The organism is Paenibacillus sp. CR_12 (assembly GCF_041953985.1).
GTDB lineage: Bacteria > Bacillota > Bacilli > Paenibacillales > Paenibacillaceae > Paenibacillus_AQ > Paenibacillus_AQ lautus_A.
This window is the reverse complement of record NZ_JAVFHO010000003.1, coordinates 445,886-462,689: the sequence shown is the minus strand read 5'-3', so window position 1 is coordinate 462,689 and position 16,804 is coordinate 445,886. Positions and strand designations below refer to the sequence as shown.

The following is a 16,804-nucleotide window of genomic DNA, read 5'->3' as shown; positions in this document are numbered from 1 at the left end:
ACACTCATGGCGATTGAAATCGAACGCAAATACCTTCTGGAGGCTTACCCCGATGAGTTGATTCAGGAAGGAAGCATCGTGGTCGAGAAGGAGCAGTTCATCGAGCAGACGTATTTGGCATTGGATGGGGACCAGGAGCTGCGGGTCCGGAAAATAACGGATCTGACATCGGGTCGGCTCGAATTCACCCATACGTTCAAAAAAGGGTGGGGAATTGCCCGGGAAGAAGTTGAATATGCGATTTCCGAAGGTCTCTACGATCAGGTAGTCAAGGCGCATGGGGCGATTCCGTTGACCAAGAGACGGGTAACCGCCCGTTGGGGCAGCACGATCATCGAAATCGACGATTATGCGCAGATAAGCTTGCTAGTGCTGGAAGTCGAATTTCCTTCCCTGGAAGCCGCTGACGGCTTTGTGCCGCCGGCATGGTTCGGACGAGATATCAGCACGGACAAACAATACAGCAACAAAAAGGTATGGCGGGATCTGCAGCTTCAAGCAGGCAGGGAAGCCTGAGCGGAATAAGGCTCGAATAGGGCTCGAATAGGGCGGCAGGCGCTTGGGACAAGCGCGGTCAGTTCAGATGAGGGGGCAACGCCGTCACCATACGGTTGGAACAAAGGCTCTTGCGGCAGGTTCGCAAGAGCCTTTTACTATGGCATACAGCAAACAGAGCGCGCAGCTATCGAGATACACCTTCGCCGGATGCCTGCTTATTCGAGCATTCTGACAGTCATCGACTTTTTTTGACAAGAATATTGTAAACGGTTTATTATTATAATATAATATTATCATGATAATTAATTATTATTCTTCAATGGACGATATCCATAAAAATGATGGCGTATCAGAGAAGGGAGAGGCTCTTTATGAATGAAAACCAGCAGCTGCTTGAAAGCTATTTTCCAATCGCTTCGTTTATCGCGGCGATCATCGGACCTCAATGCGAGGTGGTCGTGCACGATATCAGCGATCCGGAACGCTCTATCATCTTTATCGAGAACGGCCATATTAGCGGACGCCGGGTCGGCGATGCCTCCACCGACCTCGTGTTGAAGATTTTGAAGGCGGAGGCCTACCGCGAAGAGCAGTTCATCGCGAACTACAAAGCTTCCGGCGCTCGGGGGCAAACCTTCCGGTCGTCTACGTACTTTATTAAGAACGGAAGCGGCGAGCTGGTCGGTCTTATGTGCCTGAACATCGACATCACGCATATGGAGGTTGCCGCTGATTGGATCAACAGCATTTTGCGGGGAGGCTCGCTTACGCCGCCGGCCGCCCTGGATGCACCCAAGGAGGACAAACCTTCCACCGAATACCTCCAGGGGAACGTGGACGATTTGCTTCAGCACATCATCCAGACCGTCCTAGGCAAAATCAGCATTCCGGCGGACCGTTTATCTTCGAACGAGAAGATCGAGATTGTGAAGGAATTGAACGAACAGGGCGTATTCCTGCTAAAGGGCGGGGTTTCCAAGGTTGCCGCTGCTTTATCCATATCGGAGCCTACCGTGTATCGTTATTTGCAGAAGCTGAAATAAGCGGCCGTTTATCCTGTTAAACATGCATTGCATCCTGAGACAATGGAAGGTGACATCATGACATATAACTTTGACAAGGTCGTCAGCCGGTATGGAACGAACAGCGCCAAATGGGACGGCATGGCGCAGAGCATGGGGAACGACATGATCGCTCTCTCCGTGGCGGATATGGATCTGCCGGCACCGCCCATGGTGGTGGACAAGGTAGCGGAGGCGGCGCGTCACGGCATTTACGGATATACCGACCCGTTTCCGCCTTACTTCGAAGCGGTCCGTGCTTGGCTCGATAAGGCCTACGACTGGCAGGTCGAGCCCGAATGGATCGTGTTTTGTCCGCGCATTGTGCAGGCCGTTTCGGTCATTGTTCAGAAATTCGCGGAAGCCGGAGACAGGATTCTTGTCCACACGCCTGTTTATCAGCCTGTTGCGAAAGCGGTTACGCTAAACGGCCGGATATTGGTTGAAAGTCCGCTGGTGCTTGCGGACGGGCGATACGAGATCGATTTTGACGATATGGAACGACGGATGCAGGAAGGGATCAAGATAGTCCTGCTCATATCCCCCCACAATCCGGTGGGCTGCGTATGGACGAGGGAGGAGCTTGAACGCATGGCGGAGCTTTGCATCCGGTATGACGCACTGATTGTGTCCGATGACATCCATGCCGATTTCATTCATGAAGGTCACGAGCATACCGTCATCGCCAAGCTGTCCGAAGAGGTTGCGAACCGTTCCATAATCTGCACGTCACCGGGCAAAACCTTTAACCTGGCGAGTCTCGAAATCGCCAACATCATCATTCCCAATGCTGCGCTGCGGGAGCAGTTTCAACAAGGTTTGCTGCAGGCGGGGATTCATAATCCCACATTCTTCGCCGTGCCCGCGCTGGAAATTGCGTATGCTTCGTGCGATGAATGGCTGACGGCGCTGCGCGCTTATATCAAAGACAATATTGCTTATGCTCAAAGCTTCATTGCCGATCATATGCCTGAGCTGAACGTCATCGATCCTGAAGGGACGTACCTGCTATGGATCGACTGTAAGGCAGTGAGCCGTCATGAAAAGGATCTGGTGGAGTGGATCCAGGAAAAGGCGCGCGTCAGCGTCAGCTTCGGCTCATCCTTCGGTCCCGGCGGTGAAGGCTATATCAGGGTCAACGTGGCTGCGCCGCGCCCTGTGTTGCAGGAAGGCCTGAAGCGGCTTGCCGCGGCTTATCCACTAAAGCGTTAACAATCAAAGTCTAAGAGATCAGAAGGAATAAACTTCAAAGGCTTACCAACCTTATCACGCAAGAAAAACTTCCGCTATATGCGGCATGTCTTCTACAGAAGGTTACGTCGATTGACGTTTTCTTATTTACATCCGGGGGGAATTCATAATGGCTAAGCCAACAGAGGAACGAATGATTAAGCAGCCGACCATGTTTCTGGCGCTGCTTCCGATTTTCACCATGGTAATCTTGCTGTGCCTTGGTTACGTATTGTTCGAGCTGCCGCCCGAGCCGCTGATTATTGCATCCGCCATCGTCGCAGGTTTGATCGCGATTAAGCTGGGGTACAGCTACAACGATATATTGGAATCCATTTCGCAGAAAATAGCGAAAACCATGCCCGCCATCCTCATCCTGATTGTGGTCGGATTTATGATCGGCGCGTGGATGGTCGGCGGAACCATCCCGATGATGATTTACTACGGCCTGAAAATCATCGATCCGCAGTTTTTGCTGATCACCGCTTTTCTCGTTACGTCCGTGGTCTCCGTATGTACGGGCACTTCCTGGGGATCCGCGGGTACGATCGGGGTCGCCTTCATGGGCGTTGGCGCCGGCATGGACGCCAATCTCGCGGCTGTGGCCGGCGCGGTTGTAGCAGGGGCTTACTTCGGGGACAAGCTTTCGCCGCTTTCGGATACAACCAACATCGCGGCCTTGTCGACCGGCGTTAACCTGTATGAGCATATCGGCCATTTGCTGTACACGACGCTCCCGTCCTTCTTCGTGGCGGGGATCGTCTACGTGGTCACGGGCTTGAACACGCATGTGTCCAGCATAGGAATTCCCGAGAAGGTAACCGACATCATGAACACCTTGGCCACGATATACGATTGGAACCTGCTCCTGATTCTGCCTGTGCTGATTGTGCTGTACGGCTCGATCACCAAGAAACCAACGATTCCCGTCATGCTGCTGTCGTCGATCGTGGCGATGGCGAACGGCATGATCTTTCACGGCTTCTCGCTGCATGACGTGGTAACCTCGGTTGTCAGCGGATTCGATATCGCGATGGTTCATGTCAGCGGATTTGATCCGAATACCGTCATTGCGGACATACCTCGCCTTATTAATCGGGGCGGCATGAGTTCCATGATGGGAACCTTGCTTATCTGTTTCAGCGCAATCACATTCGCCGGTACGATATCGCTGACCAAGTCGCTGGAGCTGATCGTGGACAGGCTCTTGAAGCATGTGCGTTCCACAGGCTCCTTGATCCTGGCGACGATTGCAACGGGGCTAACCATGATCGGCGTAACCAGCAACGGACAGGTGTCCATCCTGATGCCGGGCGAGATGCTCCGCGAGGCTTACATCCGCCGCGGTCTGCATCCGAAGAATCTGGGACGGACGGTGGAGGATTCCGCCGCCATTACCGAACCGATTCTGCCATGGACGGCAGCCGGTGCTTATATGGCCGGAACGCTGGGCGTAGCAACGCTATCCTATTTGCCTTGGGCGGTGCTGTGCTGGACAGGCATTATTTTTGCAACGATTTGGGGTTTTACCGGTTTCGGCATTGCCAAACTTACGCCTGAGCAGCAAAAGGAAATGCTGAAGGAATACGATGATTCGCATCACGGAAGCCGAAAAGACGCTGCAGAAGCTGCATCGGCCCATTAATACAGATGATGATGTTTTGGAAGATGGTAACCAACCATAAATATAAATGCGTAATACTATGCGCTACAGAGGAGAGAACACCATGACGCAACAAGAAAGAAAAACCATCGCAACCCAGCAGGCTCCAGGAGCAATCGGCCCTTATTCCCAAGCCGTGCAATACGGAAATCTGCTGTTTACCTCCGGCCAGCTCGGCATGGATGCGTCGGGGCATTTCGCGCCGACGGTAGAAGAGCAGGCGAAGCGCTCCCTGCTCAACGTGAAAGCGATCCTGGAGGCTGCCGGCTTCGGCATGGAGCACATCGTCAAGACGACCGTGTTCCTGAAGGACATGAACGATTTCCAAGCGGTCAACGAGGTGTACGCTTCTTTCTTTGCAGAACCGTATCCGGCACGGAGCGCCGTAGAGGTAGCCCGATTGCCGAAGGATGGCTTAGTTGAGATTGAAGTGGTAGCCAGCAAGCCGTAATAATAAGCGCTCTTCCAGGTATCCTGATAATAAGCTTTTAAAATGAGATTACAGCCAAAAACGGCCGGGCATGATGCCCGGCCGTTTGGTTTAAGCGGCTGAAGTATCCTCGTTTATTTCGTACGCCCATAATGCTTACCGTAAGACAGCACTCTATGGTAGAGGCTGCGGTCCTTTAGATTTTTGAGCGGATAAATTTGCGGTCGGGTGTTGACCTCGAGAATCCACGGTCTGCCTTTCGAATCGACAGCCACGTCCAGGCCGAGTTCCTTGAATCCTTTATAATGGCGGTCAAAGTTTTTGCCTACGGCAACGCCGAGTCCCTTGAGTTCAGACTCGAGCTGCTGGATGAAGGCCGAGTCGAAATTGGCGCCGCTCATCGTTTTCTTGAACGTGCCGATGGAGCCGCCTTGATTATAATTGGTGGCCACTTTGTTCGGGTTGCCGACCTTCGTGAACAGGGCGGTGCCGAACCAGGCGCCCTCCCGGGTTTTCTGGACCATCACCCGGATATCGAAAGGCTTGCCATTGCTTTTGGCCAAGCGAATTCCTTTTTGCAGCAGATAAGGTCTGCTCCCTGCAAAGCGATTCAGGTCGCGGTACAGCTGAGATGAGCTCGAGTACGACGTTTTCGTCGTGTTCAGCTGGCTTTGGTAGCCTCCGCCGGTTTTGCGGATCCGGATAATGTTATTGCCGCCTGAACCATCCGTAGGCTTAAAGAACACCGTGGAGTAGCTCGCCAGCATGGTGTTCAGGTTTTTTTTGCTGAACGGCAGCGTGTGCGGCACGTACTGCCTGAAGTAAGCATCTTCGTTCAACCATTTCGTTTTCTTCCACTTGCTTTTGATGGTGCTGCTTTTATAGCTCATAGTTAAGAGGCTCACCTCTCTTTTTTGTTCAGCATATGCCGATAAAGTAGAGCAAGCCTCCACGATGGCCTTGAGCCAAGCTATGTGCTCGAAAACAATTTTTTATCGAAAAACAATAAGGTGATAAACAAAATTGCTGCGATAAGCAAAATCGACGCTGGAATGATAAAGGCCAGCAGGGTTGCCGTATTCTGCATTTGGTAATACATCAGCATGCCCAGCGGCATGATCCCGCCCCCGAGCAAACTCGTCCAGAAGTGCATCGCGGCGGTTCTTTTCATGCTGAGCTTGTCCCGAAAGACGTAGTAGAACATGCCATAGGCAAACAAGGTCAGCCAGCCTACCACCAGGATATGGGCGTGGCCTGCAACCATGCTGTAGCTGCTTCTGCCTGCCATGTCCGCTCCGATCAATGCGCCGATGAGCATATAAATGGCCGCGATGCGCATCAGCCATTTGCTGTATTTCAACATGGATAAATTCCCCCTTGCATCTTGAATCAGTCCCAATATACAAGAGTTGTATGAACGGAGCATGAACAACATGTCAAACGGAATTGAACAGGGAAACATCATCTACTATAATCAAATAGATCTGATCTTGAAGGAGAGAATTTCCAGGTGCGAAGCCCACTCATTGCTTATTGTCTTTCGAAGAAAGCCGCAGCCGAGGATTATCCGTTCGGACCGCTTCCGATCGTCATGAAGGTCGGCGGCAAAATGTTTGCCCTGATTACCACTACGGCAGGGGAGAAGGTCAGCCATATTTCCCTGAAATGCGATCCGGTCATCGCGGAGAATTTGCGCGAGCAGCATGACGCCGTGCAGCCCGGATACCATCTCAATAAGAAGCACTGGAACACGGTGACCGTCGATGGCTCCCTAACGGAAGCGGACCTGCGCGATATGATCGACCATTCCTACGATTTGGTGCTGAAGAGTTTGCCGAAAGCGCAGCGCGTTGCCATCTCCCAGCGGCTGGTATGAACGCTGCTCCAAAACATAATCGCCCTATGGCAGCGTGGTGGCCGCAAGCCATCCATCCGCCAAGGGCGATTTTGCATGATCCATCAAACGTGATGGATCCGAGCTTCAGGCGGGTTCCGCATCAGAACGGTTTCATCCCTAACGTATCGACCTTCTCTCCGGTAATATCGACGCCCATACGGCCCGTGATATCGCGGTAATGTCCGGCGCGCCGCTGCACGGGACTGCCCTCGGTTTCCCCGAGGTTCGCTTCCAGGCCGTTCAAGACCATCACCGTTGTGCCGAAGCCGGGACTGCCCAGTCCCCTGAACTTCTCGAGCGGGGAAGGCTTCCATCTGCCGACCATTACGTCATGGGCGGAAGGTTTCGGGTCCTGCGGCGTCATCCAGAAGAGGATGGCGGTCATGTAGCCGATCTTGCCGTCGGCGGCAACGATCTCGGGATGGTCCAGCAGCACGCTTTTATCCCCATAGATAATGGAGCTGAAGAGTCCGTAGTTGAAGTTCCAGCTGAGCATGATCGGTCCCCGCCCATAATAGCGCTTGTCCGGCGATCCGGGATACAGCTCTGCGCTTGCCGGATCAACGAAGGCATCCATGTTGACCCCTGTCCGGCCGGCGATGTTTTCGTTCCAGAACAATCCCCAGCGAAGCGGACCGCCGGGAGCGGCAGCCCAGCCCCCGCCGGTTTCGTGGGAGAGATTGGCCAGGAAGGCGGCCAGTTCGCGCTTGCGGTCCTTCTTGAACCCTTCCTTGAGAAAGGTGCCGCCGTCAATGATAACGGTTTCAATCGCTTGGTTAAGGTTCTCGGCCGAATGGAAATCCGCCGAACGCACGACGAGTGTTTCGACCCGGGCATCTTTGTCCAATCGGTAAATCTCTTGGGCGGAAGGGGCTCCTTGCCGCGTGCGGATCTTGATCTTCAGATTGGACACCTCGGCCACCGCGTGAATCAGGTTGTCGTAAGAGAAATAGTCCGTCTGATCGGCTTTATAGTATTCTTTGCCCTTGGCGACGTTAAACCATGCGGCCGAACCTAGCCTGTAAGGAAATAAAGCCTCGAAGTCTTCCTCCGACAGCAGCGCTTTAACCGCTTCGATCGACTTTTCCGGCGTGTAATCCGGATCAAGGCCGTCCCAGTGCCGGTCGATCTCCTTGCGGCTGATCAAACGGTGCTCCCCAATCGCCAGGGAATCGGCTGGATTCCCCGTGAATTGTGCGAAAGCCGTGGTGTCTGTCGGGATGCTGGACGGCGTTTTCATTGGCGATGCCTCGGCTTGGGGCGCCTCATCGGCAGCAAGGGCTTGAAGCGGGGTCATAAGGAGGGCAGCGCTGAGGGCTGCAATCATGCTGCGCTGAACCATGTTGCGGGATAACGGATATTTCCACACGGTCATACACATTCTCCTCTATATCGTTGGGATGGAATTACATTGCCATCATATATACGGCATGTCCTTTTGTACATAGTCAGGAAATCCCACGGCATCACGCGAATTTAGCATGTTACATAAGCTTTAGGGCGATCAAGCGGGGAGAGATGAGACAAGGGGCAGGGGATTTGCTGCGGAATCCTCCAGGATGCCGTCGAAGTTCGATTACCGGCTTTCGTAATGGAGTGCAACCAGACGACTAGTTTTTTACCGTAAAAACATTATAATGTTATTATGTTTTTGATTCTATGAATCTACTATACGGCAGGAAGGATGCTTCACTTCATTTGGTTCTGTTCATTTGCATAATTTCGTATATATTAGAGATTCATCATCTTATAGTCGAAGAAGGTTAGCTGACATGAGTTTATTTGTTCGGGAAAAAGGATTCTACAAAAGTTTTTTCTGGCTGACGCTTGTGATCGGGATGCAGAACCTGATATCGGTCGGCGTGAATTTGTCGGACAACGTCATGCTGGGAGGATACAGCGAATCGGCGCTGTCGGGCGTCGCGCTGGCGAACCAGATCCAATTCCTGCTGCACATGCTGGTTCTGGGCGTATGCGAAGGCTTGGTCATCATGTCGTCCAGATTCTGGGGAGCCAAGGATTTAGGCTTGATCAAAAAAGCGGCAAGCATCGGCATGCGAATGGCCATCCTTCTCAGTATCGTGTTATGGGTCATCGTGTTCTTTTTCCCGCACGAGGTATTGTCCTTGTTTACCAAGGAAGAGAACGTCATAGCTGCCGGCGTGGAATATTTGCGCATCATCTGCTTCTCTTATATCTTCTTTGCGGTCACCAGCTCCTTGCTGGCTTCCTTAAGAAGCGTGGAAACGGTAAAAATCGGCTTCGTGGTATCGCTGTCCACCTTGGTTATCAACATCTGCTTGAACTACATCCTGATTTACGGGTATATGGGCTTCCCGGAGCTGGGCGTGTCCGGATCGGCTATCGCTACCCTGACGGCGAGGATCATTGAATGCGTGATCGTCATCGTGTATGTTAAGCGGTTCGATCGCAAGATCCTGTTAAAGTTGCAGGATTTCCTGAAGTTCGATATGGAGCTCTTCAAGCAGTACATTCGCGTAGGCTCCCCGATTCTGATGTCCAATACGATATGGGGGCTCGCCATGGCGGCACAAACCGCCATCCTGGGGCATATGGGGGAATCCGCGATCGCCGCCAACAGCATTGCTACAACGATTTTCCAGATGGTGACGGTCATCGTGTACGCTTCCGCCAGCGCAACGGCCGTGCTGATCGGGAAGACCATCGGCGAGGGCATGATGGATAAAATCATATCGTATGCCAAAACGCTGCAGATTCTGTATATCCTGCTCGGTTTATTGACGGGGGCCGTGCTGTTTGTGATCAAGGATTTCGTGCTGGGCTTCTATTCGATATCCGATGAGGCCAAAACGCTTGCCCTGCATTTCATGACGGTGCTGTCGATCACCGTGGTCGGAACGGCCTACCAGATGCCGGCTTTGACGGGCATCGTGCGGAGCGGCGGAGACACCCGCTTTGTGCTGTACAACGATTTGATATTTATGTGGCTGATCGTGCTGCCCTCATCCGCCTTATGCGCTTTTGTGTTCCATTTATCGCCGCTTGCCGTGTTCATCTGCCTGAAATCGGATCAAATCCTGAAGTGTTTTGTGGCGATCGTGAAGGTGAACCGGTTCAAATGGATCCGATCCTTCAGCTCATGATGGTGCGGACGGGTATTATAAGGTAAATCCATAGCGTAAAAAAAGAACCTCGGGAACGCGTGTCCCGGGGTTCATTTGTAGGGTTATCCCCGATTAATCCTCCAGCAGGTTCAGCGACTGGGCTTTAACCAGAGCCTGCGTGCGTGTCGTCACGCCGAGCTTGCCGTACAGTCTGGACAAATACACCCGGATCGTTCCTTCGGACAGGCCGAGTGCTGCGGCCATCTGTTTATTCGCGGCGCCCTGGCGAATCAGATGCAGCAAATTCATTTCGTTCCGATTCAGCCGTTCGTGAAGAGTTTGCTGGGGTGTCTCGGCGGAAGGAATATCCGCTTCGGAATAACCCGGGAAACGCTTCACGAGCGTGCGTGCATATTCAAGCGTCCGAAGTTTCTCCGGGCTTAAGCCGTCTTCCTGTCCAAGTCGGCTCGAATACTGCTGCAGCAGCTGGCACATGTCCTCCCCTTCGTCGAGGAAGGTGCGGACATAACCGTTCTGTGCCCCGACACGCAAGGCTTCGCCAAGAAGATGAAGCGACTGCTGCCGCTGGCCGCGCTGATGTTCCAGCAGCGCCTGCAGGCTTGTGATTTCAATGATGCTGGATCGCTGCTGTTCGCGCTCCGCCTGAGGTTTCAACAGGTCCAGGAGGCGCAGCGCCTCGGTTTCCCTGCGCTGTCTGCCTAACATGCGGACCAACGCCAGGTATTCCGTTTCCCGGCTATAGGCGGGCTTGTCCTTGACTGAAACGGGGAGATCGGCCACTTCCTTCCGTGCTTCGGCTATACGCCCTTCCCGGATATAGATCAAGCTTCTGACGGCCTTTAACGGGGCGAGCCAAAGGCTCGATTTCCTGGCAAGCGCAGCGGAGCACGCTTCATCCAAAGCATAATGGGCTAGATGGAATTTGCCCTCGGCAGCGAACAGCCTGGCTTCGGTGATATGCAGCGGCACGAACAGCCCCATCGTTTCTTTGGCGGGCGGCGCATTACGGATCTGCACCAGCAGCTGCCGGCATTCCGCCAGTCGGTTCCATTCATAATATCCCTCGCACAAGGATTGTTTAACATATAAGTTCATGAGCGAATGCGCCCACCCGTGGGATTCCAGCACACCGGTAAACAGATGCGCGATTCTTTCCGTATCGGCGGAGAGAGTTCCCTTCATGCCGAGCGAGGTACGCCTGACATAAGGCTCCCGCCGATTGTAATCGAACTGGTAGTACATCGGATTGTCGGGCATCAGGTTGTCGAGGATACCTTCGCTGAAGGCGAACCATTTGCCGAAGTCACCGTTCAGAAAAACAAGATTGGACCGCACGAACAGGATGGAACTCATAAGCTGCTCCCTTCGGTCCGATGATTCTAGCGCAGCGCAGGCTTCCTCAATAAGGGACAGCATGCGCTCGGAACGTTCGAGATTTCCTGTCAGTACCAAGACAAAAGCATGCGCCAGCGACATTTCGGGTGTCATCGGATAGCTGGGGGGGATGCGGTCAAACCATTTCAGCAAGGTGGCAATCTCTCCAAGTTCGAGCACGGATTGCATATGCTGCTCGAGCAAGTTCAGGGCATGCCCGAAGTCCTGCGCTGCCAACATATGGTCAATCGCTTCATCCATGGAGCCGACGGAGGCATAATACTCACCGGCGAGCCGGTGGCGCTTGGTATATTCCCCGTGAAACTCGCGCTGAAGCAGGTCGAGCAGAAACTGCGAGAATAAATGATGATAACGAAAGAAGGTTTGATGTTCGTCCAGCGGAACCAGAAACAGATTCAGCTTCTGCAGCTCCTCCAGCATCGGACGGCTGTCGCCGAGATCGGTTACGGCATCGCAAACCTGCGGATGCAGCTCTGAAAGGACGGCGGTCTGGAGCAAAAAGGAGAACACGTCGGGCGACAGCTTGCTTACGACTTCCTGAAACAGATATTTGGATACGAGAAGCGGATTCCCCTTCATATCCTCCACGAATCCTTCCAGACCGCTGCCGGTTCGCGTGGTAATCACGGCAAGCTGGAGCCCGGTAACCCAGCCTTCCGTCTGGTTCCGTAACGTATCAATCTCCATCGAGGTCAGAATGGGATGGCCGCCGTTTGACGCATGGCGGAACAAGCGCTCCGTCTCCTCGTAAGTAAATTCCAACTGCTTCATGCCGATAAGATGGACCTCATGGTTTACCAAGCCCTTGATCGTGGGGAATGGAAGCTCGGTCCGGGACGAGATGAGAAGATGAATATGTTCGGGGAGGTAGTCGACCAAGTAGGAAATCCCTCCATGGATGGTTGAAGAGTGAATACTGTGCAGGTCCTCAAGAATGAGATTGAGGGGCTCGGAATCCTCGTATAATTCACTGATCAGCGTATCCAGAAAGGTTTCAATCGAGGCGCTTGGCAGCAGCTGCGTATGGTGCATGAGACGAACTCCTTGCGGCTCGGGAAGAATCGAGGCCAGCGAGGCCGCCACGTATCTCCAAAAGCGGACGGGATCGTTATCCCGCTCGTCCAGCGAAACCCAGGCGCTTCGTTCGTCGGTCTCATGAGCCCATTGGGCGAGCAGCGTCGACTTGCCGTATCCGGCAGGCGCGATGACGGTTGTCAGCTGACCCTTATGGCCTGCTGCCATATCCTGCAGCAGCCGGTCCCGGCGAATCAGATGCTCCTTCAGACCGGGAAGGCTTATTTTCATTTTCAGAATGGGTGAGTCGGTCAGTAGTTTCATAGGATACCCTCGCAATATACGAAACGTTATTTTTACGGAAATTGAGTCGCGATAACTAGATTATATGAAAAAAAAGATGAAAAGTTAACGTTTGTCAATCGTTTTCCTCCCATAAATTTGATAGCATCCTTGGTGCCGCGGTCCTAACCGGGCCGCAGCTATCATAACGCTGATGAAACGAAGGAGGAGATTATGCTAAGGCGTTCAGGAAAAATCCTGCTGTGTGCGGCTTTGCTGCTGCTGCAGCTGGATGGGTTATTGGGATATCGCGAAGCCTTTGCGGCTGCGGCCGTTGCACCAAAGCTTGTAGCCGGGTACTATCATACCGCTTCGCTCGTAAGCAGCGGTGAAGTTTACTCATGGGGATACGGAGACAGGGGGCAGCTGGGTGACGGCACCTGGAATACCCGGACGACTCCGGTCATGGCGAAGAATTTGAACCATGTCATTGACATTCACTCCGGCGTCCGCAGTTCGATGGCGCTAAGGCAGGATGGAACGGTATGGACCTGGGGGGCAAACGAGAACGGACAGTTAGGGATTGGAACGATAACGAATGTGAACGCGCCCGCGCAAGTTCCGGGTCTGAGCGGGATCAAGGCAATATCGGGCGGATTGGCCTATCACGGCATGGCGCTTTCAGAGAACGGCACCGTTTGGACTTGGGGGAAGAATGACAACGGCGAGCTGGGAAATGGAACGACGATACAACAAAACTCCCCGGTTCTGGTTACTGGTCTAAGCGATGTGACGGCGATTGCGGCTGGAGGATACTACAGTCTTGCCTTAAAATCGGACGGCACCGTATGGGCCTGGGGCGTGAACGGAAGCGGGGAGCTTGGAGACGGGACAACGACGGACCGGCACGTTCCGGTACAGGTTGCCGGGCTGACGGACGTCATGGCGATTGCCGCCGGCGGTTCCCATAGTTTGGCCATTAAACAAGACGGCACCGTGTGGGCATGGGGAAACAATACGTACGGTACGCTTGGCGACGGTACGAGAACGCACCGGACGAGACCCGTGCAGGTTCGAAACCTGCAGCATATCGTTGCCGTTGCGGGTGGAGGTTATCACAGCCTTGCAGTGGACCGGGCAGGAAACGTATGGAGCTGGGGAGATAACAGTCAACAGCAGCTGGGCCTAAACTCGAATGCTTCCAGCCTCATTCCGGTCCCTGTGCCGGGGATCGAGCATGTACGCGAAATTTCCGCCGGCGGCTTTCATAGCGTGGCTATGAAGAAGGATGGAACCGTCTGGGGATGGGGCTATAACTCCGGAGGACAAATCGGAGACGGGACGTACAACAATACGAGGGGAATACCTACCCTGACCAAAGCCGTGCTGGATACGACGTCTCCGGATACGGGCAGCGGTAGCCTGAATCCGCACAGCATCACGTCAGACTCCGTTGCATTGGAATGGCCGAAAGCCTCGGACAATATGACGGAGCAGCACGAATTGCAGTATTTGTTATATTCGTCCGGCAGCCCGAATATCGGGAACGTCAGCCAAATGGAGAGGAACGGGAAGCCCCTCGGAAACTACGCGGCGGGTCACACCGGAATGGTGGTGAACGGGCTTGCCGCAGGCACCGATCATTATTTTAACGTCATGGTCAAAGATGCCGTAGGCAGGAAAAGCGCATACCGCATGCTGAAGGTGACAACCCTATGGCCGCAAATCTACTCGTTAACCTATGACGGCAACGGACACACCGCAGGGAATGTTCCGGTAAGCAGCGGTTTGTTTGCCAGAGGCGACGAAGCGGTCGTGGCGGGCAATACGGGGCAGCTGGGCAAGGATGGACATGTCTTCGACGGCTGGAATACGGAGGCCGACGGAAGCGGAATCGATTATCCTGCCGGTGGCAAGCTTATATTCGGTACGCAGGACGTCACGCTGTATGCCCAATGGAAGGCGATTCAGGCCCCGACCGAGCTTAAGGCCGTATCTTACACGCCGTCCCACCAGGCTGTCGGCGTGGAAAAAGATGTAATCTTGCAGGTTGTCTTTAATGAAGAAGTGACGGCGGTATCCGGTAAATCGATTACGATTAGGCTTGCCTCGGATCATCGAGTCGTCGAGACCGTCGATGCCTCCGATGCAGGGAGCGTCACGATTCTCGGGAACGCGGCGAGCATAGATCCGCTGAATGATTTTGATGCGGGGGCGGCCTATTACGTCGAGATCGAGCCGGGTGCTTTTACCGGTAACCATTCAAGTGCCGGCTTTGCCGGCATTCAGGGGGCGGATGCTTGGAGCTTTACGGTCAGGGAACATGAGGCTCCGGTGTATGACGCTGATTTGCAAGCATTGTCGCTGCGTTCGTCGAGCGGAGAAGTAGCGCTGAGCCCTGAGTTTGCCAGAGATCACTATGATTACAAAGCGCAGGTCGCCAGCGATACGGATCGCCTCACGGTAACGGCACAGGTATATGATGCGAGGGCGACGGTAACGGCCAGCGTGTACGGCGAGGCCGGAAATTTGGTATGGGGGCCGATGGATCTCCTCTCCGGCCAGGTGAGCCCTTCCTTCCCCGTCGCCGTAGGCAGCCAGGTCATCGAGGTTATGGTGACGGCGCCTGACGGCCAGCATATGAAATACAGAACGACATTGGTTAGAGCTTCATCCGGAGGCAGTGGCGGGACGCCTGAAGAGCCGGAAGGTTCGTCGCCAGGAGGTTCCGGCCAAGGATCGGCTATACCGGGCCTATCGGGCAATGCCGCACCTTCGAATAGAGTGGACGTCAACGTTACGATAAACGATGAATCACAGGAAGGGATGGTTACAGGTTTGTTCCATGAGGCCAATGGACATACCGTCGTATCGATGAAACTGGATACGGCTAAGCTGGAAGCCCGTTTAGAGACAGTGGACTACAATCCGGTAATCGTCATCGCGTTGGCACGGCCTGCGGATCAGGTCTCCCTGGAAACAAACGGAGCTGCTCTTGACCTGCTTAAAGCCAAGCAGGGGGCCATTGAAATCCGATCGGCGCTTGGTCATTTCCACGTTCCTGCGGCCGTGATGGCATCTTCGCGCTGGCACGCGCCAGGAAGCACGGATTTGCCGGCCGCGGATCAAATATCGATAACCCTGACGATGGCTGGCAGCGACGCTGCCAAGGTAGAGGCCGTTAAGAAGGCCGCATCGCAATCCGGCAGTACGCTTATCGGTTTGCCTATCGAGTTTGAAATCACGGCTAAAGCTCAGGACACGGCACTGCAGTTAGATCCGTTCCCGCAATATATGAAGCAGCGAATCATTTGGCCGCAGGGGATGCCGGGCCGCATGACAACGGCTGTCTTGCTGGATCGGAACGGCAGCTTTTACCCGATCCCGACGCGCTTCGAGCTGAAGGAGGACGGAAGCCGCGAGGCGATTCTGCATTCCTTATCGGCAGGTACGATTGCTTTCATCTCTCATCAAGTGCGAGTTGCTGATGTATCGTTCCACTGGTCCAAGGATGCGGTGAACGATCTTGCTTCGCGAATGATTCTGAACGGAACCGGACTTGCCGAAGGTGGGACAGACACAAATGCGAATCAGCCCGCGGCGATTCATTTCGAGCCGAATGCCCAAGTGAGCCGTGCCGAGTTTGCCGCCATGATCGTAAGGGTGCTCGGTTTGGATGAGGTGCAGGACGGAGCTCCTGCTTTCCGGGATGTCGACGCAGAGGACTGGCATGGCGGCGTCATAACGCAAGCTGTGCAGTATGGGCTCCTTCAGGGGTATGAGGACGGCCGTTTCAGGCCGGCCCAAGGCATCACGCGTCAAGAGGCCATAGCGGTTATGGCGAGAGTGATGAAGCTGGCGGGAACAACGAGTGCAGTGAATGAGATGGAGGCGGCAGCCATCCTCTCCCCTTACCAGGACCGTGAAGACCTGTCCGACTGGGCCAGACCGGCTGCGGCCGCCCTAGTGAAGCAAGGAATTGTCCTGGGATCGGGTGCAGGGCTTAAGCCGCTCCAGAAGTTATCCCGCGGCGAAGCAGCGGTCATGCTGCAGCGGTTATTGAAAGGCTCGGAGCTGATCGATTGAATCGGCGTTGGAAGCAGGCTGGGCTGAAGAATTCAACATTTCGTATGCTGCTTCATCTAAATAGAAATCATGCAAGAGAGAGGATGCCTAACGGCATCCTTTTTTATATAGATAGAGAGAATTCAGGTTTGCGTGATGCCA

The 16,804-nt window shown here is 53.9% G+C and carries 12 protein-coding genes; 8 read left to right on the top strand and 4 right to left on the bottom strand.

Features of this window, described 5'->3' with window-relative positions:
- The first annotated feature begins 6 nt into the window (after nt 1-6).
- From RB297_RS14300 to RB297_RS14280, 5 genes are all read left to right on the top strand, one after another.
- Entirely contained in the window at nt 7-516 is a 510-nt protein-coding gene (locus RB297_RS14300) for a CYTH domain-containing protein (protein ID WP_213580401.1), read from the top strand.
- Nucleotides 517-869: 353 nt separating this feature from the next.
- Nucleotides 870-1,541: a helix-turn-helix transcriptional regulator gene (locus tag RB297_RS14295; protein WP_096775132.1), complete on the top strand. Its 672-nt coding sequence runs from the start codon at nt 870-872 to the stop codon at nt 1,539-1,541.
- A gap of 57 nt (nt 1,542-1,598) precedes the next feature.
- A complete protein-coding gene (locus tag RB297_RS14290; RefSeq protein WP_375120759.1) occupies nt 1,599-2,771 on the top strand; it encodes a MalY/PatB family protein in 1,173 nt (390 codons plus the stop codon).
- Nucleotides 2,772-2,919: 148 nt separating this feature from the next.
- A complete protein-coding gene (nhaC, locus tag RB297_RS14285; protein ID WP_375120758.1) occupies nt 2,920-4,434 on the top strand; it encodes a Na+/H+ antiporter NhaC in 1,515 nt (504 codons plus the stop codon).
- 82 nt (nt 4,435-4,516) lie between these two features.
- Nucleotides 4,517-4,903: a RidA family protein gene (locus tag RB297_RS14280; protein WP_012819294.1), complete on the top strand. Its 387-nt coding sequence runs from the start codon at nt 4,517-4,519 to the stop codon at nt 4,901-4,903.
- Nucleotides 4,904-5,016: 113 nt separating this feature from the next.
- On the opposite strand, the gene RB297_RS14275 is transcribed toward RB297_RS14280, so the two are convergent.
- Nucleotides 5,017-5,772, bottom strand: a complete 756-nt coding sequence (locus RB297_RS14275; RefSeq protein WP_375120757.1) for a YheC/YheD family protein — start codon at nt 5,770-5,772, stop codon at nt 5,017-5,019.
- An 80-nt stretch (nt 5,773-5,852) separates the two neighbouring features.
- A complete protein-coding gene (locus RB297_RS14270; protein ID WP_375120756.1) occupies nt 5,853-6,245 on the bottom strand; it encodes a hypothetical protein in 393 nt (130 codons plus the stop codon).
- 147 nt (nt 6,246-6,392) lie between these two features.
- Between RB297_RS14270 and RB297_RS14265 the strand changes: the two genes are divergently transcribed.
- Nucleotides 6,393-6,758 carry an MmcQ/YjbR family DNA-binding protein gene (locus RB297_RS14265; RefSeq protein ID WP_145038895.1) on the top strand — a complete coding sequence of 122 codons (366 nt, stop codon included), beginning with the start codon at nt 6,393-6,395 and terminating at the stop codon, nt 6,756-6,758.
- Between the two features lie 121 nt (nt 6,759-6,879).
- Here the strand turns inward: RB297_RS14265 and RB297_RS14260 are convergent, their stop codons facing one another.
- Nucleotides 6,880-8,154: a chitinase gene (locus RB297_RS14260; protein ID WP_375120755.1), complete on the bottom strand. Its 1,275-nt coding sequence runs from the start codon at nt 8,152-8,154 to the stop codon at nt 6,880-6,882.
- A 397-nt stretch (nt 8,155-8,551) separates the two neighbouring features.
- Between RB297_RS14260 and RB297_RS14255 the strand changes: the two genes are divergently transcribed.
- Nucleotides 8,552-9,904: an MATE family efflux transporter gene (locus RB297_RS14255; protein ID WP_012819299.1), complete on the top strand. Its 1,353-nt coding sequence runs from the start codon at nt 8,552-8,554 to the stop codon at nt 9,902-9,904.
- A 93-nt stretch (nt 9,905-9,997) separates the two neighbouring features.
- Here RB297_RS14255 and RB297_RS14250 read toward each other — a convergent pair whose 3' ends face one another.
- Nucleotides 9,998-12,619 carry a winged helix-turn-helix domain-containing protein gene (locus RB297_RS14250; protein ID WP_375120754.1) on the bottom strand — a complete coding sequence of 874 codons (2,622 nt, stop codon included), beginning with the start codon at nt 12,617-12,619 and terminating at the stop codon, nt 9,998-10,000.
- 192 nt (nt 12,620-12,811) lie between these two features.
- Between RB297_RS14250 and RB297_RS14245 the strand changes: the two genes are divergently transcribed.
- Nucleotides 12,812-16,663 (top strand): RCC1 domain-containing protein, encoded by a 3,852-nt coding sequence (locus RB297_RS14245; protein WP_375120753.1) that lies wholly within the window; start codon nt 12,812-12,814, stop codon nt 16,661-16,663.
- Nucleotides 16,664-16,804: the final 141 nt, after the last annotated feature.

What these genes read in the sequence shown, in the direction of transcription:
- RB297_RS14300 (WP_213580401.1), top strand. Translation starts at nt 7, where the DNA reads ATGGCGATTGAAATCGAACGCAAATACCTTCTGGAGGCTTACCCCGAT.
- RB297_RS14295 (WP_096775132.1), top strand. Translation starts at nt 870, where the DNA reads ATGAATGAAAACCAGCAGCTGCTTGAAAGCTATTTTCCAATCGCTTCG.
- RB297_RS14290 (WP_375120759.1), top strand. Translation starts at nt 1,599, where the DNA reads ATGACATATAACTTTGACAAGGTCGTCAGCCGGTATGGAACGAACAGC.
- nhaC (WP_375120758.1), top strand. Translation starts at nt 2,920, where the DNA reads ATGGCTAAGCCAACAGAGGAACGAATGATTAAGCAGCCGACCATGTTT.
- RB297_RS14280 (WP_012819294.1), top strand. Translation starts at nt 4,517, where the DNA reads ATGACGCAACAAGAAAGAAAAACCATCGCAACCCAGCAGGCTCCAGGA.
- RB297_RS14275 (WP_375120757.1), bottom strand. Translation starts at nt 5,772, where the DNA reads ATGAGCTATAAAAGCAGCACCATCAAAAGCAAGTGGAAGAAAACGAAA.
- RB297_RS14270 (WP_375120756.1), bottom strand. Translation starts at nt 6,245, where the DNA reads ATGTTGAAATACAGCAAATGGCTGATGCGCATCGCGGCCATTTATATG.
- RB297_RS14260 (WP_375120755.1), bottom strand. Translation starts at nt 8,154, where the DNA reads ATGACCGTGTGGAAATATCCGTTATCCCGCAACATGGTTCAGCGCAGC.
- RB297_RS14255 (WP_012819299.1), top strand. Translation starts at nt 8,552, where the DNA reads ATGAGTTTATTTGTTCGGGAAAAAGGATTCTACAAAAGTTTTTTCTGG.
- RB297_RS14250 (WP_375120754.1), bottom strand. Translation starts at nt 12,619, where the DNA reads ATGAAACTACTGACCGACTCACCCATTCTGAAAATGAAAATAAGCCTT.
- RB297_RS14245 (WP_375120753.1), top strand. Translation starts at nt 12,812, where the DNA reads ATGCTAAGGCGTTCAGGAAAAATCCTGCTGTGTGCGGCTTTGCTGCTG.